The sequence below is a fragment of the Neisseria montereyensis genome (genome assembly GCF_024834045.1).
GTDB classification, from domain to species: domain Bacteria; phylum Pseudomonadota; class Gammaproteobacteria; order Burkholderiales; family Neisseriaceae; genus Neisseria; species Neisseria montereyensis.
In genome coordinates, this window is sequence record NZ_JANUXW010000001.1 from 388,538 (window position 1) to 404,250 (window position 15,713).

The window sequence follows — 15,713 nt, forward strand, 5'->3', positions numbered from 1 at the left end:
AAAGTGAGGCATAAGGGCGGCATTTGCTTTAAATACAATGGCACTATATAAATCAGGCCGTCTGAAAACTATGCCTGCTATTAAGATAAGCATTAGTTTTCAGACGGCCTTTAGTGCGTGATATGCCTCAGTTTGATTAGCTTTGCCTTAAGGCCGAAGCTTCTTTGGCCAAACGGGTGATGATATCCCAGTCTTTATCTTTTACCGCTTGTTTGGGTGTCAGCCATGAACCGCCGACGCACAATACATTCGGCAATTTTAAATAGTCGGGCGCAGTTTCTAGTTTGATGCCGCCGGTAGGGCAGAATTTCACTTGCGGAAACGGGCCGTATAGCGCTTTCAACATTTTTCTACCGCCGACTACTTCTGCCGGAAAAAGCTTCATGGTGTTGATGCCATATTCTAATGCCAGCATCAATTCGCCCGGTGTGGCAATGCCGGGAATCACGGTAATATTGCTTTTTACCGCAGCTTCGGCAAAACGGATATTGAAGCCGGGGCTGATGGCGAATACCGCTCCTGCATCTTCAACGGCTTTAAGCTGTTCGCCGTTGATCACCGTGCCGGCGCCGACAATGGCGTTGGGGACTTCTTTTTTAATCCGTTTTATCGCTTCAAGCCCGTGTTCGGTGCGTAGGGTGATTTCAAGGGTCGGAATACCGCCTTCAACCAGCGCATGCGCCAGATCAACGGCGGTATCAATATCGTCAATCGCCATCACCGGGATTACCGCACCGGCACTTAAAATATCATGTGCGTTCATGTGTTGCTCCATGTTTCAGACGATAGGCCGTCTGAAAATAAATTGAATCTTTGTTTCATGATTTCAAGCCGAAAGATATTTTTCAGACGGCCTTTAATATGAGTAACGGCTAAGGTGAAAGGTCGTCTGAAAACTTATCAGGCAAAGTCACCGCCAAAGCTCATGGCGCCCGTTTCGGCGCTGCTGGTGATGCCACGGAAGCCCGCAAACAATTCTCTGCCGATGCCGTGGGTATTTTTGCTTAAATACGGTTCGGGAATATCGCGGGCGTTCCATTCGGCTTCGTCGACCAGTGCGGTTAATTCCCCGCTCACCGAGTCGAAACGAATCATATCGCCCGTACGGATTTTACCGATACCGCCGCCGAGTAAGGCTTCGGGCGACATGTGTATCGATGCGGGTACTTTGCCGGACGCTCCCGACATACGGCCGTCCGTTACCAGTGCAACCTTAAAGCCGCGGTCTTGCAGAATACCGAGCGGTGGGGTGAGTTTGTGCAGTTCGGGCATACCATTGGCACGCGGGCCTTGGAAACGGACAACACAAATAAAATCGCGTTCCAATTCGCCGCGTTCAAATGCGGCCAGCACTTCGCGTTGGTCGTTAAACACAATCGCAGGCGCTTCGATAATGCGGCAATGTTCGCGTACGGCCGATACTTTAATCACACCACGTCCAATATTGCCTTTCATCAGACGCAGGCCGCCATCGGGTGAGAATGGTTTTGAGAACGGGCGTAAGATTTCTTCATCGCGGCTGGTTTCTACGGCATCTTGCCATTGCAATTTTCCGTCAACCAAAAACGGTTCTTGGGTATAGGCGGCCATGCCGTACCCCATCACGGTTTCGACATCATCGTGCAGTAAGCCGTTATTGCGCAATTCGCGGATAACGAACGGCAGTCCGCCAACGGCGGCAAAATGGTTGATATCGGCCTGTCCGTTGGGGTAAACACGGATAAGTAGCGGAATAATAGATGAAATTTCATCAAAATCATCCCACGTTAAAACAATGCCCGCTGCACGCGCCATAGCAACCAAGTGCATGGTGTGGTTGGTCGAACCGCCGGTTGCCATTAAGCCGATAAGCGCGTTCACAAACGATTTTTCATCCAACATTTCACCGAGCGGTTTGGCGGTACCGTTTTGAATACCTTGAACCAAATGGGCGGCGGCATATCGGGTTAAGGCTTCGCGCATCGGCGTGTAGGGGTGGAAAAACGCAGCGGCCGGCAGGTGTACGCCCAGCATTTCCATCATCATTTGGTTGGAATTGGCGGTGCCGTAGAAAGTGCAGGTGCCGGGGCTGTGATAAGACTTCATTTCGCTTTCCAGCAAAGCATCGCGTCCTACTTTGCCTTCGGCAAACAATTGGCGGGTGCGGGCTTTTTCTTTATTGCCGATACCGCTTTGCATCGGCCCTGCCGGTACGAAAATACCGGGAAGATGGCCGCAGCTTAAGGCGCCGATCATCAGGCCGGGAACGATTTTGTCGCATACGCCGAAGTAGAGTGCGCCGTCAAACATTTGATGCGAAAGGCCGATAGCCGTGCTCATGGCAATCACATCGCGCGAAAATAGGGAAAGCTCCATGCCTTCGTAGCCTTGGGTGATACCGTCGCACATGGCGGGGGTGCCACCGGCAACTTGGGCGGTGGCGCCGTGCTGCTGTGCTTCGTCTTTAATCCAATCGGGGAATTGTAAGAACGGTTGGTGGGCGGATACCATATCGTTGTAGGCAGTGATGATGCCTAAGTTCGGCGTGCTGTGTTTGAGCATTTCGATTTTGATGGTTTGCGGCATAGCGGCATAGCCGTGCGCGAGGTTGGAACAGCCTAATTGGTCGCGTTCGACACGGCCTTTGTGTTGCAAAGCGCGGATGCGTGCCAAATAAGTTTCACGGCTTGGGTGGCTGCGCTCGATAATCCGCTGCGTGATGGCGGCAAGGGTAGGGTGAATGGGGGTGGTCATGGTGTTTGTGCCTTTCTAGTATGGCGTTCGACGGTGATATCGGCGGCTTAAACCGTTCGGAAATATTGCTGAAAACAGGCCGGTTTTATAATGTTATTTTTTGTTTTGGCTGGTTTTTATGGTTAAAAGCAGATGAGGCCGTCTGAACATTTTTTTATTCATTATAATCTATTTACTTTGTTTTGTAATTAAATTACAAAAAGTGAAATAAACAAAGAAGCAATATCGATAGAAAAATAATTTATTTTTCAAGGCACGTTTTTATATTACATTTACTTAAGTTGAATTTTTATTTAAAACGGCATAGACAAAAACTGTAGTGCTGTGTAGGATTACTACTGATTTAAGTAGCCGCCTTATAAAAGTTTCTGCCTTTGGCAAACGTTTATATCGTCATCTACACGATAAACAACCATACAACGGGCGTTTGTTCGCATTGTGAAAAGTACGGGCCGGAATGAAAGACTAAGAATGGATAAGCAGATAAATTTTGATTTTGTATTGTTCGGTGCTACCGGCGATTTGGCGATGCGTAAGCTTCTGCCTAATCTTTATCAGGCGCATGTGGCCGGATTATTGCATCCCGAAGGGCGTATTTTGGGGGTGAGCCGCAGTGATTTCGATACGGCGGGCTTTTTGGCCAAAGTGGAAACCGATTCGAAAATCCACATTAAAAAGAATTTTAACGAGGCGGATTGGGCTTCGTTTATCAAACGGATTGCCTATGTTTCGCTGAATGTGAACCGTCCTGAAGATTTTAAAGTGTTGGCGGATAAGGTAAAAGCGCGTCGGGAAACCGACAATATTGTGATTTATCTCTCTACGGCACCGAAGTTTTTTGAGCCTACCTGCGAACAATTGGCAGCGGTAGGGTTGAATGCGGAAAATGTGCGCGTTGTGTTGGAAAAGCCGTTGGGTACCGATTTGCAATCTTCGCAAGAAATCAATAACGGCGTCGCCCGCTTTTTTAAAGAAGATCAGATTTACCGAATCGACCATTATTTAGGCAAGGAGTCGTTGCAGAATTTATTGGCATTGCGTTTTGCCAATGTGGTGTTCGAGCCTTTGTGGAACAACAAATATATTAAAAGCGTACAGCTGACCATCGCGGAAGAATTGGGTGTGGAAGAGCGCGGTGAGTTTTATGATATCACCGGCGCTTTACGCGATATGGTGCAAAACCATTTGATACAGATGTTGTGCATGACGGCGATGGAACCGCCCGCCAGCTTGGATGCCGATGCGGTGCGTGATGAAAAGCTCAAATTGATTCAGTCGTTAAAACCGCTGACTGCGACTGATGTGGCCGAGAATGTGATACGCGCTCAGTACACGAAAGCGCAAAAAGACGGCAAAACGGTTAACGGCTATTTGCAGGAACATAATATTCCCGAAGGCAGCCGTACGGAAACCTATGTGGCGTTAAAAGCAGAGATTAACAATCAGCGCTGGGCCGGCGTGCCGTTTTATTTGCGTACCGGCAAACATATGGCTGGCAAAGTGGCTGAAATCGTATTGAATTTTCGTGACGTATCCAATCATATTTTTGACAGCAGCCAAAAAGCCCCCAACCGTTTGGTAATCGAATTGCAACCAACTGAATCTATCCGTTTGTATACCCAATTGAAAATGCCCGGCAGCGGCAATCATGTCAGCCAAGCGGCGTTAAGTGTGAATATGGCCGAAGCCTTAGAAGGGCGGCGTGCCGAAGCGTATGAGCGGCTGTTGTTGGATGTGATTAACGGCAAGCTGGCGTTGTTTAACCGCCGCGACGAATTGGAAGCAGCATGGGCGTGGGTAATGCCGATTATGGAAAGCTGGGCGGAAAATAAAACGACGCTGCATGGTTATCCCGCCTATTCATGGGGGCCTGAAGCCGCCCGCGAACTGTTGGCGCGCAACGGTGATAAGTGGCACGAAGAGCAGTAATCAAGAGGTTTTCAGACGACCTTAATATATTATAGGCCGTCTGAAAACCAAGAAATAGAAAGAAAAGGTGATTTATGGCTTACGAATGGCATCAACATAAAAATGCCGCTGTTGCCGCCGAAGCGTTAGCCGATGCGGTTGCCGAAAAGTTGCACACCGTATTGGCACAACAGGAGCACGCGGTTTTGGCAGTATCGGGCGGACGCTCGCCGATTGCGTTTTTTGAAGCGCTGTCGCAAAAAGATTTGGATTGGCCGCGCGTTTATATCACGCTGGTGGATGAGCGCATAGTGCCGACGGATCACGCCGATAGCAATACGGCATTGGTTCACCAATATCTTTTGCAAAACAAAGCGAAAGCCGCCGGTTGGCTTCCGTTGGTTGAAGCAGACTTGAAAGCAGAAGCGTTGCAACCCGAAGCCGTGGTTCAGACGGCCTTGAAACATTACCGCCGCCGTGATGTGTTGGTGTTGGGTATGGGAGGCGACGGGCATACCGCATCGTTGTTTCCGCAAGCGCCGCAATTGGATCAAGGCTTGGATGAGAAAAACGAGATTCCTTTGCTGCATACCACCCCGGTCACCGCCGCACACGAGCGCATCAGCATGACGCTGAACGCTATTGCCGAAACACCTGCGGTATTTTTAGCCATTCAGGGCGGCGACAAAAAAAATATATTTGAACAGGCCGCCGTTGCGCCGTCTAAACAATTTCCGATAAGTTATGTTCTCAATCACGAAAAGGTAAACTGCCATGTCCACTACTCAGATTAAAACAGCAGCCGTTCAAGCAAAAACGGTAGAATGGCCGCGCTTGGTGGCCGACATTGGCGGCACCAATGCCCGCTTTGCGTTGGAAACGGCGCCGCAAAAAATCGAACAGGTCGAGGTTTTGCCTTGTAATGATTACGATACGGTGGTGGATGCGGCTCGCGCTTATTTAAAACTTGCCGGCGATCCGAAAATCAGCCATGCCGCCATTGCCATTGCCAATCCGGTATTGGGGGATTGGGTGCAGATGACCAATCACCATTGGGCGTTTTCGATTGAAACCACACGTCAGGCTTTGGGCTTGGAAACCTTGATTTTGTTGAATGATTTCACCGCACAAGCTTTGGCGATTACCCGTTTGTCGGATGACGAGCTGGTTCAAGTCGGTGGTTCGCATCAGGTAAAAAACGCCCCGAAAGCCGTTATCGGGCCGGGAACGGGCTTAGGTGTGAGCGGGTTGATACCCAGCAATTCAGGGTGGGTGCCTTTGGCCGGTGAGGGCGGGCATGTAAGCTTTTCGCCGTTTGACGATGCTGAAATTATGATTTGGCAATATGCCCGCAAAAAATACGGCCATGTGTCTGCCGAACGTTTTTTGAGCGGTGCGGGTTTAACCCTGATTCATGAAGCACTTTCGGCCAAAGAAGGCATTAAACGGCAAAAATTGCGGCCGTCTGAAATCAGTGCGCAAGCATTAAGCGGTTCTTCCCCGCTTTGCCGGCTAACCTTGGATATTTTCTGTGCCATGTTGGGCACGGCGGCATCCAATCTGGCGCTGACTTTGGGTGCGAGCGGCGGTGTTTATTTGTGTGGCGGCATTATTCCGCGATTTATCGATTATTTCAAACATTCGCCTTTCCGCACCCGTTTTGAAAGTAAAGGCCGTTTTGATGCTTATTTGGCAGCTATTCCTGTGTATATCGTTTTAGGGAAATACCCCGGTATTGTCGGTGCTGCGGTGGCATTGTCAAACCATTTGCAAGGTACCTGCAATAATACTGCCGCTTTGGGCGGGACGCAGGAAAGCTGCTAATAGCCGGTTTGAATTTACTCAAAACATTCGATTGCGAATGAAATATTGTTAGCAGGGTATGAATATCAGGTAGTATATTGGGTATTACACAACCTGATAGATTGCTGAATATTTAAGATTGCTAAGAATGATGGTTAGGCATTTATCAGGTTTATGGGCTATATAATATTAAATAAATTGGGCTGAAGCCTGATAACTGTTTACAAGTCGGATGAACCGGCTTTTGAAAAAGGATATGGAATCATGTTAAGCAAAATCAGTGAATCATTGTCTGATCTGTCAGGTGCAGAGCGCAAAGTGGCAGAGTCCGCATTGGCCGAACCGAAATGGTTTGTACATGCCGCAGTGGCAGAGATCGCCGAACGTGCTTCCGTGAGCCAGCCGACTGTTATCCGTTTTTGCCGCAGCTTGGGGTATAAAGGGCTGCCTGAATTTAAATTGGCATTGTCGGCCAGTATCGGTCATGACGGCATGCCTTATGTGCATGAAGAATTGAACGCCGATGACAACATGGGTGTAGTCGTCGAAAAAGTGTTGGGTAATGCCGCTGCTTCGATTTTAGGGGCGCGCCGCTTTTTGAAAGAAGCCGATTTAGAGCGTGCGGTAATGATGCTCAGCAATGCGCGGCGGATTGAGTTTTACGGAATGGGTAATTCGGGCATTGTGGCGCAAGATGCCCAGCATAAATTTTTCCGTTTCGGGATTTCAACCGTAGCTTATGTCGATACCCATATCCAATTAATGGCCGCTGCAGTATTGAGTAAAGACGATGTGTTGGTTGTGATTTCCAATTCCGGTTCTTCTATTGAATTGTTGGATGCCGTAAGCGTGGCTAAAGAAAACGGGGCTTCGGTGATTGCGATTACCCGTCCTGATTCGCCATTGGCGCAACTGACCGATTGCGTGTTAAGTATTTCGTCTTCGGAAAATAGCGAACTGTATACACCGATGATTTCCCGCCTGTTGCAATTGGCCGTGATTGATATCTTAACCATCGGCTTGGCATTGCATTTGGGTGAAACCGCCAGCTTGCAATTGCAAAAAGGTAAACGCAGTATTCACAACAAACATCTCGAATATAACAAGGACGAATCATGAAACATTTGCAGGATTTACCGAGCTGGCGGGAATTGTGGAAGCATTTTGATGCAACCAAAAGCCTGCATATGCGTGAGTTATTCAAACAAGACCCGGAGCGTGCCCAACGTTATTGGTTGGAAGTTGGCGGGCTAACGCTGGACTATTCCAAAAACCGTATTACCGATGAAACATTGGCCTTATTAATGAAACTGGCTAAAGAAGCCGGGGTGCCGGAACGTATTAAGCAGATGTTTCATGGTGAAAAAATCAATACCACCGAAAACCGTGCCGTTTTGCATGTTGCACTACGCAACCGCACCAATGCGCCGATTTATGTGGATGGTGAAGATGTGATGCCGGCTGTAAACCGTGTGTTGCAACGGATGGGCGAATTTGCTCATGAGGTGCGCAGCGGCGAATGGTTGGGCTATACCAATCAGGTAATAACCGATGTGGTCAATATCGGTATCGGCGGCTCCGATTTGGGGCCGTTGATGATGTGTACCGCCTTGAAACCTTATGGTCATCCGCGTTTGCATATGCATTTTGTGTCTAATGTGGATGGTTCGCAATTACGCGATGTATTGGAGCAGGTTCACCCTGAAACCACATTATTTATTATTGCTTCCAAAACATTTACCACGCAGGAAACGCTGACTAATGCGCTAACCGCGCGCGAATGGTTTCTACAACATGCCGACGAAGAATCGGCGGTGGCAAAACATTTTGTCGCCGTTTCTACCAATCAGAAAGCCGTGGCCGATTTCGGTATTAATCCGGCCAATATGTTTGAGTTTTGGGATTGGGTAGGCGGACGTTATAGTTTATGGTCTGCCATTGGTTTGCCGATTATGCTGTATTTGGGCGAAGAAAACTTTATTGAAATGCTCAATGGTGCGCACCTGATGGATCAGCATTTCTATAATTCGCCATTAGAACAAAATATGCCGGTTTTATTGGCGCTTATCGGTATTTGGTACATTAATTATTATGGTGGCGGCAGCCATATTATTGCGCCGTACGACCAACACCTACACCGCCTGCCTAAATTTATCCAGCAATTGGATATGGAGAGTAACGGCAAGCAAGTAACTTTGGATGGACAACCGATAACACATGAAACTGCGCCGATTATTTGGGGTGAGACCGGCATCAACGGCCAACACGCTTTCTTCCAATTATTGCATCAGGGCACGCACATTACCCCGATTGATTTGATTGCATCATTGCAAAAACGCAGTAATCTGCCCGGTCATCATGAAATCTTGTTGGCTAACGTGTTTGCGCAGGCTGAAGCGTTTATGCGGGGGAAAACGCCCGATGAAGTACGCGCAGAGCTGGAAGCGCAGGGAATGGATAATACAAAAATCGAAGCATTGGTACCGCATAAAACTTTCTCGGGCAACCGCCCCAGCAATTTGATTTTGATGAACAAAATCAATCCGCGCAATATGGGTAGCCTGATTGCTTTATACGAGCACAAAACCTTTGTACAAGGCACGATTTGGGATATTAATAGCTTTGATCAATGGGGTGTCGAGTTGGGCAAGCAATTGGCTAAAACCATTTTACGCGAGCTGACAGGTGAAACCGCCGTACAAGAACACGATAGCTCAACGGAGCGATTAATTCGTTTATATCGTAACGCTAACTGCGATAAGCCCGGGCAATGTGATTAAGCCTGGTCAGGCAAAAGCACTGGTTATTCATATATATTATCCGGCCTTATGCCAATGAATCATTAAAGCTTGAATTATCAAGCTTTAATGTTAATAGCAGAGGCCGTCTGAAACTCATCTTACAAAACTTTATCTGATTGTTAAAGTTATTCATTGTGATTTATTTATCACTTATATTCAATTAAATAGATGTTCTAAAGGCTATATAATTTATATATTAATATTTTGTAATAAAATAACAGTTGCAAAACTTAACAATATCAGTAAGATACGGTCTAGGAGTTATGTAGGTTAATTTCACGATGTAGTAAATTTAAATTTTATTACAATCAAGTAAACTTGAGATAAAGGGCAAATACATATGTCTACGCAGTCACAGCGAAATAATAATAGCGCGCTGTCGGTATTGACCGCGCTGTTTTTCATGATGGGTTTTATCACTGCATTAAATGATATTCTCATTCCCCACTTAAAAGCTATTTTCGATTTAACGTATGTTCAGGCGATGTTGATTCAGTTCTGTTTCTTCACTGCCTATGCCATCTTATCTATTCCGATGGGTAAATTGGTTGAAAAAATCGGTTATAAAGGCGGCGTTATCGGCGGCTTTTTACTGACTGCGTTCGGTTGTATCTTGTTTTATCCTGCGGCAGGTAGTGCGTCTTATCCGATTTTCTTATGTGCGTTATTTATTCTGGCCGGTGGTGTTACTTTGCTACAAGTAGCCGGTAATCCTTATGTAACTTTATTATCAAAACCGGGTAAAGAATCGGCTACACTGACTTTGGTGCAGGCTTTTAACTCTTTGGGTACCACCATTGCACCTATTTTCGGTTCAATATTGATTTTGGCCGATGCGGGGCAAGTTGCTACCACTGCCGAACAGGTTTCTTCCGTTCAGATTCCTTATTTGGGCTTGGCCGGCGTGCTGATTTTATTGGCTGTATTTGTCAAAATGATCAGATTGCCTGATGCGCGCAAAATTGCCGAAGAAGAAACCGAGCACAAACACGATGGTAAAACCAGTGTATGGCAGTATAAACATTTGGTATTGGGTGCGGTCGGTATTTTCTGTTATGTCGGTGCCGAAGTGTCTATTGGTTCGCTTTTAGTGAATGTGATGGAGTTAACCGCTAATTTGAACCATTCTACCGGTGCGAAATACTTGTCTTTCTATTGGGGTGGTGCAATGGTAGGCCGTTTCCTCGGTTCGGTGATGATGAACAAATTTGCCCCGAATAAATATTTGGCCTTTAATGCAACGGTTGCCGTGGTGTTGATTGTGATTGCGATTCTATCCGGCGGCGGTGCTATCTCTATGTGGTCGCTATTGGCTATCGGTTTCTTCAATTCGATTATGTTCCCGACCATCTTCTCTTTGGCGACCAAAGGCTTGGGTAAATTTACCGGTGAAGCTTCGGGTATTTTGTGTACGGCTATTGTCGGCGGTGCAATTGTTCCGGTGGTTCAAGGCTTTTTCGCAGACCATATCGGCTTGCTGGTATCGTTCTTCGTATCTGCTTTGTGCTACGTTTACATCGTATTCTTTGCAACCAAAGGCTATAAAATAGATTAAGCTAACAAAGCCGTGCTGCTTCCTGTTACGGAGTAGTGCGGCAAATGTATGGATTATGGTGTTATCAAGCCTTATCTAATTTGAAATATGTTATTTAAGTTGTTTTGATAAGCTTAAGGCCGTCTGAATTTTTTTCAGACGGCCTTTATTTATATCGTGCAAAAGATATAAGCGTTAACTCAAGTGTACTTCTATATTGTCAATCAGGCGGGTGTTACCTAATCGGGCGGCTGCCAATACTACCAAATCTTTATCGCCGGCATGGGCGATTTTCAAGCTTTCGGCATGGCGCACTTCCACATAGTCAACCGTCCAACCGGCTGCCGTTAAATTCCGTATGGCAGCATTTTCCAGTTCGGCATAGGCCAGATTGCCTTGTCGTAATGCTTCGGCAATAGCCGTTAGTTCGCGGTATAGGCGTGGTGCTTCGGCACGTTCTGCTTCGCTGAGGTATTGGTTGCGGCTGGAAAGGGCGAGGCCGTCTGAAGCGCGGCCAGTATCGACAGGCACAATATCGATATTAAAATTTAAATCTTCCACCAAGCCTTTAATAATGGCCAATTGCTGATAGTCTTTTTTGCCGAAGCAGGCGGTATCGGGTTCGACAATATTAAAAAGTTTGCTTACCACTGTAGCCACGCCGCGGAAATGGCCGGGGCGGAATTTTCCGCATAATTCATTTTGAAGGCTGGGCGGTTCGACGTTATAACGCTGCTCAACATGGGGATAAAGCTCTTTTTCATCCGGCGCGAAAATAACCGCGACATTTTCTTTGCTTAATTTATCGGCATCTTGTTGCAGGGTGCGCGGATATTGGCTGAAATCTTCGCCTTGCCCGAATTGGAGGCGGTTTACAAAAATGCTCACTACCACTTGGTCGGCATGTTTGCCGGCTTCGCGCACCAAAGCCAGATGGCCTTCGTGTAGGTTGCCCATGGTGGGAACAAAAGCAACCTTGCCTGCAGTTTTGCGCCATTCGCGTAATGCTTGTACGGTATGGATGATTTGCATGGTCGGTGTGTCCTTGTTTACGGTATCAGGCCGTCTGAAAAAGTTTCAGACGGCCTTAGATGAAAGCATTATTAAAAAGTATGTTCTGGAGCGGGAAAGCTTTTGTTTTTAACGGCAGCCACATAAGCGGCAACGGCAGCTTGGATACTGCTTTGGCCTTCCATAAAGTTTTTCACAAATTTGGCGGTTTTGCCGGGAAATACGCCCAACATATCGTGCATCACCAAGACTTGTCCGTCGCAATCCACGCCGGCGCCGATACCGATAGTGGGGCTGTGTACGGTTTCGGTAACTTGTTTGCCGAGTTCGGCGGGCACGCATTCCATTAAAATAATCGAAGCGCCGGCTTGATCATGTGCTTTGGCGTCGTTTAAAAGTGCTTGGGCTTTGTCGCCTTTGCCTTGCACTTTGTAGCCACCGAAGGCGTGTACCGATTGCGGGGTCAGGCCGATATGGGCGCAAACCGGAATACCGCGCAATTGCAAAAACTCGGTGGTTTCCGCCATCCATACGCCGCCTTCCAATTTGACCATATGGGCGCCTGCGGCCATCAGCTCGGCAGCAGCGGCAAAAGCCTGTTCTTTGCTTTGCTGATAAGCGCCGAAAGGCAGGTCACTCACAATCATGGCATTTTTCGTGCCACGGGCCACGGCGGCGGTGTGGTAGCACATATCGCGTAGGGAAACGGGTAGGGTGGAGCTTTGGCCTTGTACGGTCATTCCTAGCGAATCGCCGACAAGAATGGCATCCACACCGGCTTGGTCCATTAAAGAGGCGAAACTGGCTTCGTAGGCGGTCAGCATAGCGATTTTTTCGCCTTCCGCTTTCATTTTTTGTAGCGTATTGATGGTAACCATAGCATTTTCCGTTTCAGACGGCCTTGAGTTTAAGTGCGCTTAATAATGGGGGCGTCCGAATAAATTTCAATTTGCAAAGTAAAACAGCCCGACCGGTTCGGTCAGGCTGTTTTTTATCTGGTGCCGGCACCAAGAGTCGAACTCGGGACCTTCTGATTACAAGTCAGCTGCTCTACCAACTGAGCTATACCGGCGAAGAAGTGCGCATTATGATTGTTTTTATATAATTTGGCAAGCGTTTTCCTTTTTGTTGTATAAAAAATAAATAAAGTTATTGTTTTGAAAATAGATTTATTTTTTAACTGTTTTGCAATATTACGCATTATGATACGGCAGGTGAAAACGCATCTGAGAAGAAGGCATCTTCGGGGAGGTTGTGATGCCGTATAAATTGTTGTTGCGACGATTGAATCATGGGCAGCGAACCGCAGGCATAAACTTCGTATGCCGATAAATCGGGGTGGTCGGCAACCACATAATCCTGAATATAACCGCGTGCACCCTGCCAATCGGTATTGGGTTGGGATAATACGGGGGTAAAGCTTGATTGCGGAAGCAGGGAAACGATATTGGCGGCTTCTTTCAAACGGTATAAATCGGCTTCTTGGCGGCCGCCCCAATAAAGGTGTACAGGGCGTTTGCTGTTGTTGTAGATTAAGTGTTGCAGGATACTGTGTATCGGGGCGAATCCTGTGCCGGTAGCCATCAGGATAATCGGTTTGTCGCTTTCTTCTTTCAAAGTAAATGTACCTAGCGGGCCGCGTATACGCATAATGGCTTTTTCTTTAACAACGGCATTCTCACCGAACAGCATATTGGAAAATAAACCGTTTTCACGTTTTCTGATATGAAGTTCTAGGGTGGCCGCGCTGTCAGGACTATTGGCGATGGAGTAGCTACGGCTTTCCCCGTTTTTTAATAAAATATCAATATATTGCCCCGCCCAAAAAACAAACGGCGGTGCTTTGGGAAGCGCTAGGGTGAGGATAGCGGCATCGTGTATGTATTCAACGGATGCAACACGGGCAGGGAATGTTTTAACAGGGGGAGCGGAAGCGCCGTTATAACCGGGTACGGTTAAGGTAATATCGCTTTGGGGAATGGCGCAACACATCAGGATTTTGCCTTGCGCCGCTTCTTCCGAGCTTAAAGCCAGTTCGGCATATTTCCCCCCGGAAACTTCGCCGCTCACCAGTTTGGCTTTGCATTGCCCGCATATACCGCTTTGACACGAATGGGGTAGGTTTAGCCCTTGCCGTTTGGCTGCATGGAGGATAGGTTCGTCTTCTGAAACGGTAAAGGTGGTTTGATCGGGTGTGAGGGTAACGGTATACGACATAATAAGCTTCGGTTGTTTTGGTAATGGGATAGGCCGTCTGAAAAAATTAATATTTTACCGCTTCGGCCTTGTATATTTGTTTTACAGTAATGTTTTTTTAACCGCTATATCGATTTTTTGCAATGAAAAAATAAGGTGATGGCGGATAATATGTGTTTAGTTTAAAAAGTAATAACTGTATTTTATATAGGCCGTCTGAAATATTCAGACGGCCTATTGTATAAAAATCATTTAAAATCAGATTGGTATAGTCTGTTAAGCCAGTTTGGCTTTTAACAGTTCCTGCACTTGCTGAGGATTGGCTTTGCCTTTGCTGGCTTTCATCACTTGCCCCACTAAAGCATTAAAGGCTTTTTCTTTACCGGATTTATACTCTTCTACCGATTTGGTATTGGCTGCCAAAACTTCATCAATGATTTTCTCAATAGCGCCGCTGTCGGTCATTTGTTTCAAGCCGTCGCGTTCGATAATGGCTTCGGCATTCAAATCACTGCCCCACATGGCTTCGAATACTTGTTTGGCCAGTTTGTTGCTCAAAGTACCGTCGGCAATTTTGGCAACCAATCCGGCTAAACGGCCGGCTTGAATCGGGCTTTCAGACAGGCTTAGGCCTTCTTTGTTTAAAGTGGCTGCCAGTTCGCCATTCATCCAGTTGGCCACCAATTTACCTTGTTTGCTGGCTTGGGCCGCTGTTTCAAAGAAAGCAGCTTGCCCGCGGGAAGCAGTAAGCAGGCGTGCATCATATTCGCTAACACCGTAATCGGATACAAAACGCTGTGCCATTTCAGACGGCAATTCGGGCATATTGTCACGCGCTTTGGCTAACTGTTCGTCGGAAATAATAACCGGCAATAGGTCGGGGTCGGGGAAATAGCGGTAGTCATGCGCATCTTCTTTTAAGCGCATCACACGGGTTTCGCCTTTATCAGGATCAAAAAGCATGGTGGCTTGCTGTACTTTGCCGCCGTCTTCAATGATTTCAATCTGGCTTTCCACTTCATAATTAATTGCCTGCTCTAAAAAGCGGAATGAATTGAGGTTTTTAATCTCACGGCGGGTACCGAATTCTTCTTGGCCTTTGGGTCGCACGGAAACGTTGGCATCAATACGGAACGAACCTTCGGCCATATTGCCGTCGCAAATATCCAGCCAAGTCACTAAGCCATGTAGGGCTTTCGCATAGGCTACCGCTTCGGCTGCCGAACGCATTTCCGGCTCGGATACCACTTCTAATAAAGGCGTACCGGCACGGTTGAGGTCGATACCCGTCGCGCCGTTCAAACCTTCATGCACCGATTTGCCCGCATCTTCTTCCATGTGGGCACGGGTCACATTAATGGTTTTAACTTCGTCGCCCACCACGATTTCCAGCTTACCATGCTCTACAATCGGCAGGTCTAGCTGGCTGATTTGATAGCCTTTCGGTAAATCAGGATAGAAGTAGTTTTTGCGGTCGAACACGTTTTTCTGATTAATGGTCGCATCCATTGCCAGACCAAGTTTAATGGCCTTTTCAACCACTTCGCGATTCAATACCGGCAGCACGCCGGGTAGGGCACATTCCACCACACTGGCGTGCGCGTTCGGCTCGGCACCGAAAGCGGTAGACGCACCGCTGAAAATTTTGGATTTAGTGTTTAATTGGACGTGGATTTCCAGTCCGATTACAGTTTCCCAGGTCATAAGGGGTCTTTCTTTTTAATAAA

Annotated in this window: 12 protein-coding genes and 1 tRNA gene; 6 read left to right on the forward strand and 7 right to left on the reverse strand. The window is 47.2% G+C overall.

The genetic code is table 11. The annotated features are described in order from the left end of the window. Positions 1-136: 136 nt before the first annotated feature. Together NXS09_RS01745 and edd are read right to left on the reverse strand one after the other, a co-directional pair. Positions 137-763 carry a bifunctional 4-hydroxy-2-oxoglutarate aldolase/2-dehydro-3-deoxy-phosphogluconate aldolase gene (locus NXS09_RS01745; protein ID WP_259290838.1) on the reverse strand — a complete coding sequence of 209 codons (627 nt, stop codon included), beginning with the start codon at positions 761-763 and terminating at the stop codon, positions 137-139. A gap of 137 nt (positions 764-900) precedes the next feature. Next, on the reverse strand, positions 901-2,733 hold the full coding sequence (gene edd / locus NXS09_RS01750) for a phosphogluconate dehydratase (protein ID WP_259290839.1): 1,833 nt from the start codon (positions 2,731-2,733) through the stop codon (positions 901-903). 471 nt (positions 2,734-3,204) lie between these two features. On the opposite strand from edd, the gene zwf reads away from it, so the two are divergent. The 6 genes from zwf to NXS09_RS01780 all read left to right on the forward strand — a co-directional run bounded on the left by zwf (position 3,205) and on the right by NXS09_RS01780 (position 10,800). Then, positions 3,205-4,662 carry a glucose-6-phosphate dehydrogenase gene (gene zwf / locus NXS09_RS01755; RefSeq protein WP_259290840.1) on the forward strand — a complete coding sequence of 486 codons (1,458 nt, stop codon included), beginning with the start codon at positions 3,205-3,207 and terminating at the stop codon, positions 4,660-4,662. 74 nt (positions 4,663-4,736) lie between these two features. Next, entirely contained in the window at positions 4,737-5,435 is a 699-nt protein-coding gene (gene pgl, locus NXS09_RS01760; RefSeq protein ID WP_259290841.1) for a 6-phosphogluconolactonase, read from the forward strand. After that, a complete protein-coding gene (locus NXS09_RS01765; protein ID WP_259290842.1) occupies positions 5,416-6,465 on the forward strand; it encodes a glucokinase in 1,050 nt (349 codons plus the stop codon). Before pgl ends, NXS09_RS01765 begins: the two co-directional genes overlap by 20 nt. Positions 6,466-6,708: 243 nt before the next feature. Next, on the forward strand, positions 6,709-7,563 hold the full coding sequence (locus tag NXS09_RS01770) for an SIS domain-containing protein (protein WP_259290843.1): 855 nt from the start codon (positions 6,709-6,711) through the stop codon (positions 7,561-7,563). Beyond that, positions 7,560-9,224 carry a glucose-6-phosphate isomerase gene (gene pgi / locus NXS09_RS01775; RefSeq protein ID WP_259290844.1) on the forward strand — a complete coding sequence of 555 codons (1,665 nt, stop codon included), beginning with the start codon at positions 7,560-7,562 and terminating at the stop codon, positions 9,222-9,224. Before NXS09_RS01770 ends, pgi begins: the two co-directional genes overlap by 4 nt. Positions 9,225-9,585: 361 nt before the next feature. Next, a complete protein-coding gene (locus NXS09_RS01780) occupies positions 9,586-10,800 on the forward strand; it encodes a sugar MFS transporter (protein WP_259290845.1) in 1,215 nt (404 codons plus the stop codon). A 174-nt stretch (positions 10,801-10,974) separates the two neighbouring features. On the opposite strand, the gene panC is transcribed toward NXS09_RS01780, so the two are convergent. From panC to gatB, 5 genes are all read right to left on the reverse strand, one after another. After that, positions 10,975-11,811, reverse strand: coding sequence for a pantoate--beta-alanine ligase (gene panC, locus NXS09_RS01785; RefSeq protein ID WP_259290846.1), 837 nt, complete (start codon positions 11,809-11,811; stop codon positions 10,975-10,977). Between the two features lie 71 nt (positions 11,812-11,882). After that, a complete protein-coding gene (panB, locus tag NXS09_RS01790; protein WP_259290847.1) occupies positions 11,883-12,668 on the reverse strand; it encodes a 3-methyl-2-oxobutanoate hydroxymethyltransferase in 786 nt (261 codons plus the stop codon). 118 nt (positions 12,669-12,786) lie between these two features. After that, a tRNA-Thr gene (locus tag NXS09_RS01795) sits at positions 12,787-12,862 on the reverse strand. 128 nt (positions 12,863-12,990) lie between these two features. Next, on the reverse strand, positions 12,991-14,007 hold the full coding sequence (locus tag NXS09_RS01800; RefSeq protein WP_259290848.1) for a CDP-6-deoxy-delta-3,4-glucoseen reductase: 1,017 nt from the start codon (positions 14,005-14,007) through the stop codon (positions 12,991-12,993). Positions 14,008-14,262: 255 nt separating this feature from the next. Continuing rightward, entirely contained in the window at positions 14,263-15,690 is a 1,428-nt protein-coding gene (gene gatB, locus NXS09_RS01805) for an Asp-tRNA(Asn)/Glu-tRNA(Gln) amidotransferase subunit GatB (RefSeq protein ID WP_259290849.1), read from the reverse strand. Between the last annotated feature and the right edge of the window lie 23 nt (positions 15,691-15,713).